General features: G+C 52.5%; 16 protein-coding genes and 1 tRNA gene. 5 read left to right on the top strand and 12 right to left on the bottom strand.

The features are described from left to right. Positions 1–89: 89 nt before the first annotated feature. Both INT84_RS20965 and INT84_RS20960 read right to left on the bottom strand, forming a co-directional pair. Positions 90–165: transfer RNA gene (locus INT84_RS20965), tRNA-Phe, on the bottom strand. 105 nt (positions 166–270) lie between these two features. Next, a complete protein-coding gene (locus INT84_RS20960; RefSeq protein ID WP_194208355.1) occupies positions 271–990 on the bottom strand; it encodes a DUF554 domain-containing protein in 720 nt (239 codons plus the stop codon). A gap of 507 nt (positions 991–1,497) precedes the next feature. On the opposite strand from INT84_RS20960, the gene INT84_RS20955 reads away from it, so the two are divergent. After that, on the top strand, positions 1,498–3,630 hold the full coding sequence (locus tag INT84_RS20955; RefSeq protein ID WP_194208354.1) for an ornithine decarboxylase: 2,133 nt from the start codon (positions 1,498–1,500) through the stop codon (positions 3,628–3,630). Between the two features lie 37 nt (positions 3,631–3,667). Here INT84_RS20955 and INT84_RS20950 read toward each other — a convergent pair whose 3' ends face one another. From INT84_RS20950 to INT84_RS20930, 5 genes are all read right to left on the bottom strand, one after another. Continuing rightward, positions 3,668–4,390 carry a GntR family transcriptional regulator gene (locus INT84_RS20950; RefSeq protein WP_194208353.1) on the bottom strand — a complete coding sequence of 241 codons (723 nt, stop codon included), beginning with the start codon at positions 4,388–4,390 and terminating at the stop codon, positions 3,668–3,670. An 89-nt stretch (positions 4,391–4,479) separates the two neighbouring features. Further along, positions 4,480–5,865, bottom strand: a complete 1,386-nt coding sequence (locus INT84_RS20945) for a glycoside hydrolase family 1 protein (RefSeq protein ID WP_194208352.1) — start codon at positions 5,863–5,865, stop codon at positions 4,480–4,482. A gap of 17 nt (positions 5,866–5,882) precedes the next feature. Next, positions 5,883–8,141, bottom strand: a complete 2,259-nt coding sequence (locus tag INT84_RS20940) for an alpha-xylosidase (protein ID WP_228066376.1) — start codon at positions 8,139–8,141, stop codon at positions 5,883–5,885. An 11-nt stretch (positions 8,142–8,152) separates the two neighbouring features. Continuing rightward, positions 8,153–9,508 carry a PTS sugar transporter subunit IIC gene (locus tag INT84_RS20935; protein WP_194208351.1) on the bottom strand — a complete coding sequence of 452 codons (1,356 nt, stop codon included), beginning with the start codon at positions 9,506–9,508 and terminating at the stop codon, positions 8,153–8,155. Positions 9,509–9,541: 33 nt separating this feature from the next. Beyond that, on the bottom strand, positions 9,542–9,841 hold the full coding sequence (locus tag INT84_RS20930; protein WP_194208350.1) for a PTS sugar transporter subunit IIB: 300 nt from the start codon (positions 9,839–9,841) through the stop codon (positions 9,542–9,544). Between the two features lie 260 nt (positions 9,842–10,101). Here INT84_RS20930 and INT84_RS20925 point away from each other — a divergent pair, with 260 nt between their 5' ends. Next, a complete protein-coding gene (locus INT84_RS20925; RefSeq protein WP_194208349.1) occupies positions 10,102–10,980 on the top strand; it encodes an ROK family protein in 879 nt (292 codons plus the stop codon). 44 nt (positions 10,981–11,024) lie between these two features. Here INT84_RS20925 and mltC read toward each other — a convergent pair whose 3' ends face one another. Genes mltC through mutY form a run of 3 tightly spaced genes read right to left on the bottom strand, consistent with a single transcriptional unit; the run spans position 11,025 to position 13,514 of the window. Next, on the bottom strand, positions 11,025–12,107 hold the full coding sequence (gene mltC / locus INT84_RS20920) for a membrane-bound lytic murein transglycosylase MltC (RefSeq protein ID WP_194208382.1): 1,083 nt from the start codon (positions 12,105–12,107) through the stop codon (positions 11,025–11,027). 45 nt (positions 12,108–12,152) lie between these two features. Further along, positions 12,153–12,428 carry an oxidative damage protection protein gene (locus tag INT84_RS20915; protein WP_176917298.1) on the bottom strand — a complete coding sequence of 92 codons (276 nt, stop codon included), beginning with the start codon at positions 12,426–12,428 and terminating at the stop codon, positions 12,153–12,155. Between the two features lie 27 nt (positions 12,429–12,455). Continuing rightward, positions 12,456–13,514, bottom strand: a complete 1,059-nt coding sequence (gene mutY / locus INT84_RS20910; RefSeq protein WP_194208348.1) for an A/G-specific adenine glycosylase — start codon at positions 13,512–13,514, stop codon at positions 12,456–12,458. A gap of 148 nt (positions 13,515–13,662) precedes the next feature. Here mutY and trmB point away from each other — a divergent pair, with 148 nt between their 5' ends. Genes trmB through INT84_RS20895 form a run of 3 tightly spaced genes read left to right on the top strand, consistent with a single transcriptional unit; the run spans position 13,663 to position 15,476 of the window. Next, positions 13,663–14,382: a tRNA (guanosine(46)-N7)-methyltransferase TrmB gene (gene trmB, locus INT84_RS20905; protein WP_194208347.1), complete on the top strand. Its 720-nt coding sequence runs from the start codon at positions 13,663–13,665 to the stop codon at positions 14,380–14,382. Continuing rightward, positions 14,382–14,708 carry a YggL family protein gene (locus INT84_RS20900; RefSeq protein ID WP_176917301.1) on the top strand — a complete coding sequence of 109 codons (327 nt, stop codon included), beginning with the start codon at positions 14,382–14,384 and terminating at the stop codon, positions 14,706–14,708. Before trmB ends, INT84_RS20900 begins: the two co-directional genes overlap by 1 nt. Positions 14,709–14,759: 51 nt before the next feature. Further along, complete coding sequence (locus tag INT84_RS20895) at positions 14,760–15,476, top strand: DUF2884 domain-containing protein (protein WP_194208346.1); 717 nt, start codon at positions 14,760–14,762, stop codon at positions 15,474–15,476. 69 nt (positions 15,477–15,545) lie between these two features. Here the strand turns inward: INT84_RS20895 and INT84_RS20890 are convergent, their stop codons facing one another. Further along, a complete protein-coding gene (locus INT84_RS20890; RefSeq protein ID WP_370529688.1) occupies positions 15,546–16,904 on the bottom strand; it encodes a gluconate:H+ symporter in 1,359 nt (452 codons plus the stop codon). Between the two features lie 139 nt (positions 16,905–17,043). Next, the gene (locus INT84_RS20885) at positions 17,044–18,057 is read right to left on the bottom strand and encodes a PdxA family protein (protein WP_194208345.1); all 1,014 of its coding nucleotides are present in this window, start codon (positions 18,055–18,057) and stop codon (positions 17,044–17,046) included. Positions 18,058–18,211: the final 154 nt, after the last annotated feature.

Raw genomic sequence — 18,211 nt, 5'->3', positions numbered from 1 at the left:
TATGCTGATGTGAGGATCAACATCAACAAGTACCACTCCCGTTAAACGCCCGTCAGTTTTCTCACCTCTGACCAGCGTGCTTCGAATAGTGGTGCCCGGAGGCGGAATCGAACCACCGACACGGGGATTTTCAATCCCCTGCTCTACCGACTGAGCTATCCGGGCAACGGGGCGCATTAAACCGTAATCCCCCTGCGGCGTCAATGAAAATTATCAAATCCGCTGCGAACTGCACATTATGCCAGCACATTGGCGAGAATGCAGCCGCTTTCAGGCGAATAATGTTGTCCACAGCGCGGAGAGCGGCATGGAGATAATCAGCGCCGGGAGCATATTGGCGACGGCGAACATCTTAATGCCGCAAATGCGCAAGCCGGTGGCCAGCAACAGGACGCCGCCCACCGCGGAAAAATCGCCCATCATCGCGGGCGTAGTGAGCGGCAAAATGAGCGTGGCGCAGCTGGCAAGCAAAAGCTGGATCGCCAGCATGGGGACGGAGATAGCCGATACGGCAATCCCCAGCGAGGTGGCGAAAATCACTGCGGTGAAGAAATCGAGGAAAGATTTTGCGATCAGAATGCTCGAATCGCCCGTCATGCCTTCGTGCATCGCACCAAAAATACCGGTACCGCTGGCGCAGAACAGGATGATCAGCGCCACGAGGCTGTTGACAAAAGTCTCATGGGCACCGCTGGCCTGTAACTCGGGCTTTTTCTTCTGCGCTATTTTCCGCAGGCCGTTAATCGCACCGCTGATCCCTTTCTCTACATAGCAGATCTCGCCGATTAGCGTGCCGACCAGCGTCGCCAGCACCATCACTGGCAGGTTAACGCATTTTATCGTCAGTAAAATTCCTATACCCAGCGAGCACAACCCGAAGGCTGAAGGCATGGAAACGCGCACGCGTTCCGGCAGGCGATGGCTGAGAAGCGCACCCAGCGCGCCGCCGACCAGCACGGCGCTGGCATTGATAAAAGGTCCGATTAGCATACTGTATCCTCACAAACATATCGCTTAACTATGCGATGAAAGTGCATAGTCTCCCGGAGAGCTTAACCGTCATCTCCGGCTGGCGCGAAGCGTAAAATCGATAGCTCAGAGGGTAATATGTTAGCCAGACGGTTAAAAGAATTATTGCCTTACGTTGTCTTTTTAAGCTCGGCGGAGTGTTGCACCTGTCAGGGAAAGGTGCCATGATTGCGCGAATTTTCTCCATCTTCTTACGGGGCTGCCTGAGATGACATTACTGTCGCTACCTCGCCTGAGTCATCGCGTGCCGACGCGAGGGCTTCCCCGTGCCATCCCATCCGTTCGCCTGCTCACCATGCGGTGAGGTCAACGCACGCTCGCTGTAGGACAACAGTAAAATCAGACGCGATCTGTTTTTACTGATGTCTGGCGGTCGGAGCTGGTTACCAGTCAGACCCTGACGTTTCGTTGGATAAGGCCAGAGCCTTATCCGGAGTTTTTATTCTCCCGAAAGGGTTATTTACGCCTATGAACACAATGAAAATTGCCGCCAGCGCCGCGCTGGTCTCCACGCTCTCCACCTCACGTGATGTCGTGACGCTGGACAGTACCGATTTCACCGATGTGGCGGCAGTCGTCATTACTCCGGCAGACAGTCGCAGCGGCATTCTGGCGCTGTTAAAACGCACAGGCTTTCAACTGCCGGTATTTTTATTCTCTGAGGAAGACCAGCTTCCCGACGGCGTAGTGGCGGCGATTACCGGCAGCGCGCAGGAGTGGCTTGAGGTGGAAGCGGCGGCGTTACGCTACGAAGAAAATCTATTGCCGCCGTTCTTTGATACGCTCAGCCAGTACGTAGCGATGAATAACAGCACCTTTGCCTGTCCGGGCCACCAGCACGGCGCGTTTTTTAAAAAGCATCCCGCCGGGCGGCAGTTCTTTGACTTTTTTGGCGAGAACGTGTTTCGCGCCGATATGTGCAATGCGGACGTTAAGCTGGGCGATTTATTGATCCACGAAGGATCGGCTAAGCACGCGCAGAAATTTGCCGCCAAAGTGTTCCATGCGGACAAAACCTACTTTGTGCTTAACGGGACGTCGGCCGCGAACAAAGTAGTAACTAATGCGCTGTTGACTCGCGGCGATCTGGTGCTTTTCGACCGCAATAATCATAAGTCGAACCATCACGGCGCGCTGATCCAGGCAGGCGCAACGCCGGTGTATCTGGAAGCCGCGCGTAATCCGTTCGGCTTTATTGGTGGTATCGACGAGCGCTGTTTCAATGATGGCTACCTGCGTGAGCTGATCCGTGAAGTTGCGCCGGAAAAAGCCGACCAGCCGCGTCCGTTCCGTCTGGCGGTGATCCAGCTTGGTACCTACGACGGCACCATCTACAACGCGCGGCAGGTGGTCGATAAAATCGGCCATCTGTGTGATTACATCCTCTTTGACTCGGCGTGGGTCGGCTACGAGCAGTTTATCCCGATGATGGCCGAAACCTCGCCGCTGCTGTTGGAGCTGAATGAAAACGATCCAGGGATTTTTGTGACTCAGTCGGTTCATAAACAGCAAGCCGGATTCTCTCAGACCTCGCAAATCCACAAAAAAGATAACCATCTACGCGGCCAGGCGCGTTTTTGCCCGCATAAGCGCCTGAACAATGCGTTCATGCTGCACGCCTCGACCAGCCCGTTTTACCCGCTGTTCGCAGCGCTGGATGTGAATGCCAAAATCCACGAAGGGGAGAGCGGGCGTCGTCTGTGGGCGGAGTGCGTGGCGCTTGGCATCGAGGCAAGGAAAGCGATTATTGCGCAGTGTAAAATGCTCAGGCCCTTTATTCCGCCGGAAGTGGACGGGCGTGCATGGCAGGAACATCCCACGGAGGTGATTGCCAGCGAACGCCGCTTCTTTAGCTTCGAGCCGGGGGCCGTGTGGCACGGTTTTGAGGGCTACGCCCGTGAGCAGTATTTTGTCGATCCCTGTAAGCTGTTGCTCACCACGCCAGGTATTAATGCCGAAAATGGCGAGTATACCGGGTTTGGCGTGCCGGCGACTATTCTGGCGCACTATCTGCGCGAGAACGGGATCGTGCCGGAAAAATGCGATCTCAACTCGATACTGTTCCTGCTGACGCCTGCCGAAAGCGCGGAGAAAATGGCGCAGCTGGTGGCGATGCTGGCGCAGTTCGAACACCATATTGAAGACAACACGCCGCTGGCCGACGTCCTGCCGACCATCTATAACAAATACCCGGTGCGCTACCGCGACTATACGCTACGCGAGCTGTGCCAGGAGATGCACGATCTGTACGTCAGTTTTAACGTCAAAGATCTGCAAAAAGCGATGTTCCGCAAAGAGAGCCTGCCAACCGTGGCAATGGGCGCGCAGGAAGCGAACAGCGAGTTTATTCGTGGTAACGTCGAGCTGGTGCGTCTGAGCGAGGCCGAAGGGCGCATTGCGGCAGAAGGCGCGCTGCCGTACCCGCCGGGCGTACTGTGCGTGGTGCCCGGTGAAATCTGGGGCGGGGCGGTACAGCGTTATTTTCTGGCGCTGGAAGAGGGTGTTAATTTGCTGCCGGGCTTCTCGCCGGAATTGCAGGGCGTCTACAGCGAAACCGACGCTGACGGCATCAAACGGCTGTATGGCTACGTGCTGAAATAGCCTCCTGATGGAGCAGGTCTGATGCGGGCCTGCTCTTTTAACTGTTAATATTTACGTTTTGTAATTCGTAGCGGTCATGACGATAATGGATGATGCTGTACTCAAACGGCAGACCGTTATCAAGATAAGTTACCTGCTCAATTTCCATTATCGGATCGACGATATTTATCTCCAGGTTTTCCACTTCGAGCTGATTTGCCCGACAGGCGCGAATAACCTGATGTTGGCTCTGAATGCGGAAATGGGTTTCGACTTCAATATGCTGATAAATGGAGTCCATCAGATTATCAATACGAATACCGGGAATGATCTTGATGGGAATTTCGGTGTATTCAATACACCACGGCTGTTTATCGATATAGCGAACGCGGCTAAAGTGATAAACAAAATCCGTCTCCTCAAGATAGAGATTTTTTATGGTTTCAGGCTGTGGATGCGCCACGCAAAATTCGATGAGCTTTGACGATACGGCGTCGTCCTGATGCGCGGCGGTGAAGCCAAAGGGTTTTGATGCCGCAGGCGCGCTGGCGACCAGCGAGGCGGCACCTTTAACAAATGAACCGACGCCGCGGCGTTTTATGATTAAGCCATCGTTAACCAGCAAATCCATGGCTTTTTTTACGGTGATACGGCTGGCGCAGTATAAGTCGCCCAGCTCTTTTTCAAGCGGCAATTGCTGATTGATTCCATAATAACCAGTGATGATTTTATTTCTTAAATCATTAAAGATTATCTTATATTTCAGTGAATTGTCGCGCATCGGGTATTCTTCGTCCGTAAATCACTGCACTATACCATCAAACCGGCAGTAATCCAGCGCCGGGAGAGCTTCTCTCCCGGGGGACATCATTAGTAATCGAAGCCATTGTTATCGTGCAGCGCTTTAAACCAGTGACCGCTTTTTTTAACCAGTCGGCTGCCCGTTTGCAAATCAAGCGAAATCAATCCATACCGATTACGGTAAGCATTGGACCACGACCAGTTATCAATAAACGTCCAGACGTGATAGCCAAAACAGTGACTCCCTTCCGCGATGCCTTTATGTAGCCAGAAAAGATGATCGCGATAAAATTGAATGCGGTAGTCGTCGTTTAACTCGCCATTCACGATACGATTACGCTCATCTTTTACGCCGAAACCATTCTCGGACACCATCCACGGAGTATTGCCGTAGTTGTCGCGGATATTAAGGGCGATATCATAGAGGCCTTTCTCATATATCTCCCAGTTTTTATCTTCATTGATCCGGCTCCCTGGCATGGTGTAATTATCAAAATAATATTCCGGCGTAAAAGGTGCTTCGGGATTAGGCAGAGAATGGCGGGCACAAACTCGCCGTGGGTGATAGTAATTAACGCCAAGAAAATCCACGGTATTACGCTGGATGACAGCGCAGGCCTGCCCGAGGCCGGAAGGCATAAGATTGTGCTTTTCCAGCAGCGTAAGCAGTTCTGGCGGAAAGGTTCCTTTTACCGCCGGATCGAGAAACGAGCGGTTGAAAAACAGATCGGCGATCTCAGCCGCACGCAGGTCGGCCGGATGTTGGCTGCGCGGATACGAAGGCGTCAGGTTCAATACGATGCCAATTTTCCCGTCCTGTTCCTGCGCCCGGTACTGTTCAATCGCCAGCGCGCTGGCATACAGCGTATTAAATGCCACTCGCACCGCCGCCTGCGGATCGACCCGGTTAGGGTAATGAAAATTATATAAATAGCCGCCTTCTACATGCACAATCGGTTCATTGAAAGTGAACCAGTACTTTACTCTGTCCCCAAACAGGCGGAAGCTGCTGGCTGCATAACGGGCAAAATGATGTGCTACCTGCTCATTTTCAAAGCCGCCAATGTCCTGCATCGCCAGCGGCATATCGAAATGAAAAAGGTTAATAATGGGCGTGATCCCGTTTTCAATCAGCGCATCGATCATCGCATTATAAAAATCAACCGCCTGCGGATTAATGTCGCCAGTCCCTTCGGGATAAAGCCGCGACCAGCTTATTGAAGTACGAAATGAGTTATGCCCGGTCGCCACCAGCCGGGGAATATCCTCCTTCATATTCTGGTAGAACTGGGAAGTGTGCTCAGGTCCGACGCGGTTATGAAACCGCTCCGGCTCCAGCTCGAACCAGCGATCCCAGATATTTTTACCCTTGCCAAACTGCTGGCTTGCCCCTTCGGTTTGCGTGGCGGAAGCTGCGCTGCCCCACATAAAATGGTCAGGAAAAGTTAATTTCATCGTTGATTCCGTGAATATTATCGAACGTTTTCAAATGTCACCGTGCCGGGGTAATCGCAGCGCAGCGTATTATTAGCAAATGTCCAGCAATAGCGATTGCGGTTTTCATCCGCCAGCGTGCCGCTTCCCTGAGAAACATCGCCGTATCCCTTCAGCACCACAGGGATCGTGTTAAAGGTTTTCATCTGCGCTGTATTTTCTGCGAAGACCGGAATGATCGCCCCTTCGCGGATATAAATTGGAATGTCATCAAGGGTAATATCAACGCTGAGCACCCGTTGACCGTCAAACCAGCGTTTTTCATGCAGCGAGTACCAGCGGCCTGCGGGCAAATAAACGCTTCGCTGGCGCTGTCCTGGCTCCAGCACCGGAACAATCATAATGTTTTCGCCGAGCATAAACTGATCGTCAATCGCGTGGACAAAAGGATCGCGTTCAAATTCCAGCGCCAGATGACGCATGAGTGGCAGACCTTTGTCCTGTGCTTCGCAGCCGAGCGCCAGCAAATACGGCAGCCAGCGATAGCGAAGTTGACTGTAACGTCTGACGATATCAACTGCGCGTTGTCCGAAATGCCACGGCTCACGTGGGCTGACGCCATGATAGCGCGCCAGAGAACACAGCATCCCAACCTGCGACCAGCGGATGTAAAGTTCTGGATCGACGTTCTGCCCTTTGAAACCGGCGATGTCGCTGCTCCAGTAACACTCCCCGCTAAAGCCGACGCTCAGGCCGCCGCGCAAAGTGTGCTTCAGCCCTTCGAAGGTGGACTCCACATCGCCTGACCAGGTACCGGCAAAGCGCCCACAGCCGAGAAAGCCGGGCCGTTTCCAGACCAGCGCGGTGCCGTGAACCTCCTGGGTGGCCTCATAGCACACCTTCGCATACAGCCAGATATAAGCGTTATGCATATCCTTGCCGCTATAGCCGTTATAAAACAGCGCATCTTCAGGAATACGATCGGCGTAATCGGGCTTCAGCGCTTTCAGGCCACGGCGCAACAACGTGATCAGATGCGCTTTCCACCAGTTATAGGCCTGCGGATGAGTCAGATCGGGAATACCAATTTCACTGACGTTGCGCCGGTAAACGTGGGCTATATCGCCGTTTAGCGTTTTGACCAGATAGCCTTTTTCCAGCGCCTCGCGATAGATATCGGTGCCGGGCGGCAGGTAGGGGTTGATCCACACCGAGCAGGCGACATGCTCTTTTTCAAGATCGGCAAAAAAGGCTTCCGGTTGCGGAAAATGGGCATGACCCCACTCGAAGTCACAGCAATCGACCCAAAAATCTTTATACCAGTAGTGCTTGCCCCAGTTGACGTCCAGGTGCAGGACATCAAAGGGAAGCTGGTGTTCCTCAAGCTGCTTTTTAATGCCCAGCACCTCTTCCGCGCTCTGGTAAGCGCAGCGGCTGTACCAGACGCCCAGCGTCCACGGGGCGGGAAGATCGGGTTTGCCCTGCATTTCAGCCTGCCTCTGCACCAGCGCTTTTAATGAATCGCCGAAAAACAGATAGCCGCGCAGCAGGGCGCTTTCGCTCAGCGCGCTGGCGGATTCAAAACAAAAATGGCCGATTTCCCAGTGGGTGCGCCGGGCAGTCGCCAGCATAATGCCGTATCCGGCATCGCTCAGTAAAATCGGGTGCGCTTTATAGCTCAGATCCGTTGAGTTGGTGGCGCAGGCATCCATCACATAGCTGGTGACGCGAGACTGCGATTTTTCAACGGAACCAAATTTTTCACCCAGACCGTAGAAATGCTGACCGTTTTTCATCTCCCAGGATAAAAACGTGTCGGTCTGGCCCTGCGCGTTAATACGAATACCCAGCCCCGGCGTCACCGGCTGGCGTGAGACTTTCTTGCCCGACAGCGTGAAAAGCGTGTCTCCCCGCCGCACCTGCATTGAGAAAGGGGAGAGGGTGAGCGTCACGTTGAGTTCACCGCAGTGGAGTTGTGCCTGCTCGCTATTCTGTCGGACGGTTAACGCCTGTCGCGGCCATTCCGTCACCGGCAAATAAAACGCTGACATTTCATGGCTAACTGGTAGCGGACTAAACTCAAACGCCAGCGTGTCGTCAGCCAGCGCGGCCAGCGTTAAGCAGGCCGCCTTACCGCTGGTCAACGTTAACGTAATGTCGACGCTATGCTCTTTTTCAACGATTGCGGTCGCATCGGTGACATAATCGTAATGATAGCCATCGTGATAAAAAAGGCGGTCGCTATTCTGATAATCCCAGCCGTTGATAGCCCGGTTGATAATATGTTCTTCCATCATCGTTTTCTCTGTTATTCCGCGGCTTTTTCGTTAATCGAATTAGCAATTTTGACAAAGGGCATATAGATAGCGGTCATCACCACAATCACTAAAAGCTGATAAAGTCCCCCTGAAATTTGCCCGGAGAAAAGTATTCCGGAGATAACGGGCGGCACGGTCCACGGAACATTGTTGGTAATAATGGGGAGCAGACCCATGTTGGTCAGCAACACTGCGCCGAAGAATGGCAGTACCCAGCTCAGCACATAGGGAATAAACATCACCGGGTTTAAAATAATCGGCAGGCCAAAGTTAATCGGTTCGCTGATATTGAAAATGGCAGGAGCCAGCGCAATTTTTGCCGTGTTACGGTTCTCCATTCGCCGGGAGAAAAGGTAAACCGCAATGATTGGTGCAATCGTCATCCCACCGGATGACACAGTGGAAAAGTTAAAAAATAGCGTGGAATAGAGATGGTGCGCCACGCCCATAATATTTTCATTGTCGTTGATGGTCCATGTCAGCCCGAATATTGGCCCCCAGACGGAGGTTGCATGAATACCAAACCATTGCAGTAGCGGCCCGGTGGTGACCGCCACAATTGCGAAGAAGGGTGTCGATGCCACCGCCAGCGTCGGTTTTTGCAGCAGCGTTAATAAAATCTCAGGCACTGAAGAGTTGAACCAGGCATGCAGCACGGCGGCGATGACCACAAAAACAAGTAGGGTGAAACAGCCGGGGATCAATGATTCAAAACTGCGTGCGACCGCCGGAGGGACACTGTCAGGCATTTTGATCGTGTAATTCTTCTCCACCAGCCGGTTAAATATCCAGATGGTTAAACCTGAGACCAGCAGCCCGGTAAAAATACCTTCCTGTCCAATAAAACGGGTGTTGACGATACCGCTCAGCGTGACGACCTGCTGGTTTACATCGTTAGTGGTCAATTCCCACGGCAGGCAGATAAAGAACGCGGCGATGGCGTAAAACACGCAAACAATCGGTTCTTTATTTTTTGGAAAAAAACGCCGGGTGCCAAAAAAGGTAAAGCCGACAATAATCAGGATGGCGTTAATCGCCATGGTACCGTTAATAAAATAATTACAGTAATGCTGGAGCATGACCATTCTGGCTGCCATGCCGGACGCCATCCACGTCTCGTCACCGCCGTAAAAAAGCGCCCCGAGTTTTAATCCGGCATGACCAAATATAATACCGTTTGGGTCGAGGAAAACGGAGCTGATCATAATGGCGATACCGGCGATCATCAGCGGAACGCCGGTCATAATAAAAGTATCGCGTAGCGCCAGCAGCAGGCGATTGCCGGCAATTTTACTGATGCATTTTGTTAATCCGATCTGGACCGCGGATAAAGAGAGTATGGACATTAATGTAGCCTCATCCCTGGTAGATAAAAGAAATTACTCTTCCATTAATCCATCAATTCTGCTTTTCAGCCGTTCGCCGTTCATGCTGCCAAACTCCTGAATGCCTAACGTAAGTACAATTTTATCCGGGTAGTCTCTTTTAACATCTTCCAGTGCCCAGGCGATTTGCGGGCCCAGAATGATAATCTGCGTCTCTTCAGCCACATCGGGCAGGCTGGAGTAGTCGTAAGCCTCGACCTGATGGTGGATGCCTGCGGCTTCATAGGCGGCCTGGAGCTTTTTCGCCATCATGCTGGTAGACATGCCAGAGTTACAAAAAAGTGAAATGTTCATCTGTTATTCCCTTGGTATTAACAATTTATCTGCTATTAGCAGATTGCTTTGTGAACTAAAAATACCCCGCGATTTTTATATGTAAATATCAATACTAATAAAAGATATGTCTTTTGTGATCGTTATCCTGATTTGATCCTTCAGATTTTTTTTCTATTGAGAAGCTATGGCGGGTGGTGTAAATAATAAAAGCGTTCTGAATGCGTTTTATATATTTTGTGGGTGAATGATTTTTGCTGAATTATATAGCTGGAGGATATATGGCAATTGTATTATTCGACTGGGGCGGGACGTCAATAAAACACGGTATCTGGCAACAAGGGGCGTTAGTACAAACGGCATCAACGAAGACGCCAGCAAACTGGCCGGCAATGAAAAGCACGCTTCTGAATATTCTTCAGCAATATCAGCACATCTATACAGTTGAAGGCGTGTCTGTGAGCGCGCCGGGCAACGTTGACCCGGAGGCCGGCATTATTGGCGGCTTAAGCGCTATCCCCTACATTCATCACTTTGCGATTGTGGATGAACTGACCGCATTATTTGATCTGCCTGTTTGTATTGAAAACGATGCTAATGCCGCCGGGATGGCTGAAGCAGCGCTCGGCGCGGGCCAGGGGAAGTCACACGTATTATTTGTGATCGCGGGTTCCGGTATCGGCGGTGCTATCGTTAAAAATAACGTCCTGCAACGAGGAAGCCATAAATATGCCGGCGAGTTTGGCCTGATGACGCTGGACAGCGGAAAAACCTTCAGTGAGCTGGGCACCGCCGTGGCAATGGCAAAACGCTATAATCAGCGCGTCGCCGCCGCCAGCGCATTGAGCGGAGCAGAGGTCTTCCAGCTTGCGCGCGAGGGTGACGCGATTGCTCAACAGGAGGTCGAACAGTTTTATCACTGGATGGCGGTAGGGTTGCTTAATTTACAGGTCTGCTACGATCCTGACTGCATTATTATCGGCGGCGGCATCTCAGCCAATCAGGCCGTGTTTGCAGGTATTGAGCAGCGGTTGCGCACTCTGGTGAGCGAAAAAGAGCTACAGGAATTTATGCCGGAGATCTGTTTGTGTCAGTATGGCAATGAGGCCAATCTTATCGGAGCGGCGGTAAATTTCGAACAAAAAATGGCACGTGGATAAGCCTTGCCGGGCAATCCCTGGAGTACGGGACCGCCCGGCTAATGTCACTTCCTGCGATACACTTTTTGCGCGCTATTGACTTTATACAGATAGCGACGCGATTCCGCTGATGGATGGCGGGTGGTAATGGCCTGATAAAGATCGCCCGGCGACATGGTGTTGATGATCGTCGCCGCCTGGACTTTATCCGCCGAGAACATCCGCAGCACGCTGCCTGCGCCGCCGTTGTAGGCGGTGATAACCGCGTAGCGGCGCGAGGTCGGGTTGCTGATACCGGAAAGATAAACGTTGCTGAGCATCGCCAGATACGCGGTGCCGGTATCAATGTTATTGGCAGGATCAAACAGATAGCTGCGGTCCGGCGTGCCGCCTTTACCCTGCATACGGAAGACATCTTTCCCGGCACTATGCTGCACCACCTGCATCAAACCGAGCGCGTCGGAACGGCTGACCGCGTAGGGGTTGAAGGACGACTCGGTTTGCATGATGGCAAGGATTAACGACTCATCGACGTTATACTTGCGCGAAGCCTGACGAACCATACCGATATACTTATGCGCACGCTTATCAAGGTGGTTCGGCACCAGGTTAATAGTGACGCTGTAGACAATATGCAGGCCGTTATTGCGGCTTTTCATCCGGTTTTGCAGCAGGTAATCGGCAAAGCGCGCCGCGCGCCACTCCCAGCGGATCGGCTCGCCGTTATTATCGACAACCTGACCGTACAGGAACGGCTCTTTGGAGATCTGAATATCATCGGCATCAGAATAGAGGTCGATGGAGCCAGGATCTTCACCGATCAGCAGCGTCTGGATAATCGCCTGGCGCAGCCGTGCTGCCGGTTCAGTACCGGAAATGGTCTCAATGGTGATCGTACCTTCATCAAAGTTGATGTGGCTACGCGTCTGATACTGATCGGTATACTTAACATAGTCCTTTGGACCGGCGACCAGTACCTCTTTATATCCCCAGATATTCTCAATGTTATGAGCGAACTGGCCCATCAGGATATCAAAACTGTTGGTGTCCTTGACCCAGGCTTCGTTAAACGTCTCACCCTTCTTCGTTGAATCTGAACAGGAGATGAGTAACGGCGCAAGAAGGGCTAGCGCTAAATATTTTTTCATCATTCCGGGAGCGTGTGTTGTGTTGTTGTGAAGGGCGCGAAGCCCTTATTTTTTGTCTTCCGGCGTGTAGCCTTCGATATGTACGTCTTTGCCTTCAAACAGGAAGTTGATCATCTCCTGCTCCAGCAATTTACGGTGCTCCACATTCATCATGTTGAGCTTTTTCTCGTTGATCAGCATGGTCTGCTTCTGCTGCCACTGCGCCCAGGCTTCTTTCGAGATTTCGTTATAGATGCGTTTGCCGACCTCGCCCGGGTATAGCTGGAAATCCTGACCTTCAGCGTCACGTTGCAGGAAGGTACAAAAAATAGTTCTGCTCATAGGTAATCCTCGTTATCGGCCCGAGCGTTATGCGAGTGCTCCGGCGCGTAGCTGTTGTAACAGGCGCTCCACGGGTGCCGCCAGTCCAACTGACGGCGGTTGCGCTAAGTTATACCAGAGCGCGTTGCCTTCATCCATGCATGTATGCAAAGAGGACACGGGAAGCCACATTGGCACGATATCCAGATGGAAATGGCTGAAAGTATGGCGAAACGCCGTCATTTGGCGCAAATTATCGGCGCTAATCTGCCGTTGCGCCAGCCAGTCCCGCATTTCCTCTTCCGTAGTAAACTGCGGAAAACAAAATAATCCTCCCCACAAGCCGCTGGGCGGCCGCTGCGCCAGATAAACGTCATCGCCATGCTGCATTAACAGCAGATAGCCGGTGCGTTCCGGCAGCGTCTGCTTCGGCTTCTTGCCCGGATACTGCGCCCAGCTGTGCGTGGCATACGCCTCGCAGCCGATATTTAACGGACACAGTTCGCATTTCGGTTTTGAACGAGTGCAAACCATCGCCCCTAAATCCATCATCGCCTGATTAAACCGCTCAACGCCCTGTGCTGGCGTGACGTTTTCACTGACTGACCACAGGCGGCTCTCGACCTCTTTTTTACCTGGCCAGCCGGCAACAGCATAGCAGCGTGCCAGCACGCGTTTCACGTTACCGTCCAGAATCGGATAATGCTGACCCAGCGAGAGGGATAAAATCGCCCCGGCGGTGGAACGCCCGACGCCGGGCAGGGCGCAAACCGCTTCAAACGTCTGCGGAAATACCCCGCCGTGCAGCGTGGCGACCTGCTGAGCGGCTTTATGCAGGTTACGCGCGCGGGCGTAGTAACCCAGCCCGGTCCACAGATGCAGCACTTCATCAAGCGGAGCGTCGGCCAGATCCGTCACCGTCGGGAAGCGCGCCATAAAACGCTCAAAGTAAGGAATGACCGTAGTCACCTGGGTCTGTTGCAGCATGACTTCAGAGAGCCAGACCTTGTAGGGCGTCTTTTCAATTTGCCAGGGCAGGGTTTTACGCCCGTATTTGTCGTACCATTCCAGCACCCGGGCTGAAAATTGCGAGGCTTGTAGGGTCAAAGCGGGCTTCCGAATTTGCGCTATCAGGGGCACAGATTCCAGCACAGCCGCGCGAAGCTGTAAATCGGATCTTTGCTATGCTTGCATCCGGCAACTAACTTTGGATAATGCCCGTTTTCCCGACGACTCTCACAAGCAGATTACTTTTATGAATAACGACGTCATTTCACCGGAATTTGATGAAAACGGTCGCCCGCTGCGCCGTATTCGTAGCTTCGTCCGCCGCCAGGGACGCCTGACCAAAGGGCAGCAGCACGCGCTGGATCACTACTGGCCGGTGATGGGTGTTGAATTCTCAGACGCGCCGCTGGATTTTGCTGAACTGTTTGGCCGCGACGCGCCCGTGACGCTGGAAATCGGCTTCGGCATGGGAGCCTCGCTGGTCACGATGGCAAAAGCGAAGCCGGAGCAAAACTTTCTTGGTATTGAAGTGCACTCGCCGGGCGTCGGTGCCTGCCTCTCCTCCGCGCATGAAGAGGGCGTGGAGAACCTGCGCGTGATGTGTCACGACGCGGTGGAAGTGCTGCACAAAATGATCCCTGACAATTCTTTAACCATGGTGCAGCTCTTTTTCCCTGACCCGTGGCACAAAGCCCGTCATAATAAACGTCGTATCGTGCAGACCGAATTTGCGGAACTGGTTAAAAGTAAGCTGAAGCTGGGCGGCGTATTCCATATGGCGACCGACTGGGAAGCCTATGCGGAGCACATGCTGGAAGTGATGTCCGCGCTGGACGGGTATAAAAACCAGTCTGCCAGCAACGACTACGTACCGCGTCCGGACTCACGTCCGGTAACCAAATTTGAACAGCGTGGCCATCGTCTTGGTCACGGCGTATGGGACTTAATGTTCGAGAGGGTGAAATAATGGCAAAGCATCGTAGTCGTCGTCTGCGTAAAAAAATGCACATTGACGAGTTTCAGGAGTTAGGTTTTTCCGTCGCGTTCCGTTTCCCGGAGGGGACGACCGGAGAGCAGATCGATCAAACGGTTGATGACTTTATCAATGAGGTGATCGAGCCGAACAAACTGGCGTTCGACGGTAGCGGCTACCTCGGCTGGGAAGGGCTAATCTGCCGTCAGGAGATCGGTAAATGCACCGAAGACGATCAGGCCGCCGTGCGTAAATGGCTGGAAGAACACAAGCTCGAAGAGGTGCGCACCAGCGAACTTTTCGACGTCTGGTGGGACTAAGAAATATGGGGCTGGCATATGCTGGCCCGTTTTGTCTCTGAGGGAGTAAGTATGATGCGTAAAGCGCTGCTGGCAGCGGCATTGACGGTGACGGCCTTTGCCGCACAGGCAGACTACAAGTGTAGCGTCACGCCGCGCGACGACGTGATCCTCAACCCGCAAACGGTGCAGGTTAAAGGCGAGAATGGCAATTTAGTGATCGCGCCGGATGGCAGCGTCATGTTCAATGGCAAACAGTACAACCTGAGCGCCAGCCAGCGTGAGCAGGCCAAAGATTACCAGACCGATTTACGTAATGCCCTGCCGTGGATCGACGAGGGCGCGCGCAGTCGCGTTGAGAAAGGCCGAACTGCGCTGGATAAAATCATTACCCAGCAGGTCGGATCCGATAGCAAAATGCGCAATCGTCTGACCCAACTGGACGCGCAGCTTAAAGATCAACTGAACAAGATTATCGAGCATCGTAGCGACGGTCTGACCTTCCACTATCAGGCTATTGACCAGGTCCGTGCCAACGGCCAACAGCTGGTGAATCAGGCGATGGGCGGTATCTTGCAGGACAGCATTAACGAGATGGGCGCGCAGGCGGTGACCAAAGGCGGTAATCCACTGCAAAGCGTGCTCGGCAATCTGGGCGGCCTGCAAACTGCCGTGCAGAACGAGTGGAAAAATCAGGAAAAAGATTTCCAGCAGTTCGGTAAAGATGTTTGTCAGCGGGTGATTTCGCTGGAAGACAGCCGCAAAGCGCTGGTAAGTGGCCTGAAGTAAAGCACCCTGTTCGCTGCAACAAAAAATCCCCGAGACAGTGTCGGGGATTTTTTGTTTTATAATTCAGCATTACGCCCCGATAAACGCCCCCAGCGCGAGCACGCAGACCAGACCTACCACTGATTGTACTGTTACCAGCAAACTCCACGTGCGCAGGGTTTGCGGCACGGTGAGGCCGAAATACTCCTTAAACAGCCAGAACGCGCCGTCACTCACATGCGAGAAAATCATCGCGCCAGTGGTTGTGGACAGCACCAGCAGAGCGACGTTGGTGTGCGGATTCGCCGCCAGCAGTGCGGCGACAATGCCGCAGGAGGCGGAAACCGCCACGGTGCCAGAGCCCAGCGCGATACGAAAAACTACCGCAATAAGCCAGGCGAACAGCAGCGGCGGAATTGACCACTCGGTTGCCAGATGACTGATAATATCGCTCAGGCCAATGGTATTGAGCATATCCTTCAGACCGCCGCCGCCGCCAATAATCAGCAGCAGGCCGACGATTGGCACAATGCTCTTTTTACAGATGGCGAGGATCTCTTCTGCCGCTAAGCCGGTGGCGCGCCCGAGGAACAGCATTGCGTAAATCAGCGCCAGGCCGAGGGTAACAATCGGGTTGCCGATGGCCTGAAATATTTCCTGAATCAGCCCGGTTTTCGGCACGAAATTGATGCCAATTGTACCGATAATCATCAGAAATGGTGCGATAAGCACGGTGGTCAGCGCCACGCCCAGCGAAGGCTGGCGAGTGACGTTCTTTGCTTTACCTGAACCGTGAGCCGGGCCGGTTAAATCAAGCGGCGTGCCGACATCCATATGATTACGCATCAGGCGTGGGAAAAGATAAGCGCCGACCAGAAGCACAGGAATGCTGATAATTACCCCGTACAGCGTCGTTTCGCCGATATTGGCGTTATACGCTGTTGCCGCGATAATGGTTGCCGGTCCAGGAGGCAACAGGGCGTGCGCCGTCATTAAACCGGCACACATAGGGATAGCGACTGCCAGCACAGACACGTTCAGGCGCTTCATGATCGAAAATACCAGCGGCACCATGAGGACGAACGTAACCTCAAAGAGATTCGGCAGACCGATGATAAGTGAAACCAGCCCTACGCTTAGCGGCATCCATATGCGTTTTCTGTTACCGATAATAATATCGGCAATTTTGTCGCCGCCGCCAGACTGAACCAACAGGCCGCCCAGCATCGCTCCCAGGCCGATGACCACCCCGGTAACACCGAGTTGTCCGCCAAAACCGTGGGTAAAGGTCTTCACCGACTTCGCCACGCCCATGCCATTAACCATCCCCAGAAACAGAGAGGAAATAAGCAAAGCGAAAAAGGGATGCAGTTTTAATTTAGTAATAAGAATAATAAGCAGGCCAATTGAAACGACTCCGCTTATTACCACAAACGAGGTTGTGTCCACAGAATTTCTCCTTAAAAACCATACCAGCCCATAAATTAATTAAGAGAATGCCCTGCGGATGCATGGTTATATAAACCGATGCCCGCATGTTTTAAAATGTAAAATGGTCATTTATGCATAAATGACCAGGATACCTTTACTATTTATATTTGTGGGTAGTCATTGCCATTTGAGTCGCCACGGAAATCGCTCTTTCTGTTGCCAGCGTTTTTGCCACGCCTTTACCGGCAATATCAAATGCGGTGCCGTGCTCCGGCGTAGTAATAGCATAAGGAAGACCACCTGCTACCGTGACGCCAACGTCAAAGGCATGCAATTTAGTTGCTATTTGTCCCTGATCGTGGAAAAGCGTTACCACCGCATCATATTCATGATTAAACGCGTGTATGAATATCGTGTCACCGGGGACAGGGCCATAAATATCCATGCCTTTAGCCTGATATTCCTCAATCACTGGCATCAACACGTCAATTTCTTCCCGGCCACAGGTGCCGCCATCGCCGGCATGCGGATTCAGCGCCGCCACGGCAATGCGCGGACGATCATATCCGGCCATTTTTAAGGTGTCGTAACAAAGCTGAATGGAGCGGCCAACATTTTCTGGCGTAATGTAGTTAACGACATCGCGGAACGGAACGTGTCCAGTAACGCGGAAAACCCACAGGTCGTCCAGCACGTTCAGCAGGCCGCGCGGACGATTCAGGCAATCAAGCTGCTCCGCAAACAGGTAATGCTCATCTTCAACATGCCAGCCGCCTTTCTTAAATGCTTCTTTGTTCAGCGGAGCAAAAACAAAACCATCGATTTTTCTGTTTTTTAACAGCGTCATACAGCTCACCAGCGACTCGCCGGTAGCGTGACCTGAGACGGTATCAATCGTCCCCATTACCAGGTTTTCAGGATTGTAGTTTTTTAGATCGATCAGCGGAACGGTGCCATTTTCCCAGGTCGCCTCCGTCGGATCGGTGATGGTTTCCCATGTGAAACTGACACCAGCAATCTTTTGACCGAGCGCCAGTACCCGCGCATCGCCAATTAAAATAGGGCGGCAATATTTACAGGCAGTCCCGTCGGCGATCACTTTCGCCACCAGTTCAGGCCCAATACCAGCGGCCTCGCCTAAAAAAATACCCAGTACAGGTTTTTGCTCCATTTATCACCTCAGAATATATTTTTGCGTTTCGAAAGACGTGCTTAGTTCATCTATCGTTCAACCAGTTAAACTTGACGGCGCGCACAAACCACCGCTAACAAAATAGTTTGTTAGCGAAATGGTTATTATTGCCACTGATATTATATCGACACTG

The sequence above is a fragment of the Superficieibacter sp. 1612_C1 genome, assembly GCF_015234305.1.
GTDB lineage: Bacteria > Pseudomonadota > Gammaproteobacteria > Enterobacterales > Enterobacteriaceae > Superficieibacter.
The sequence above is the reverse complement of the archived record's forward strand: the minus strand, read 5'-3'. Positions and strand labels throughout refer to the sequence as shown.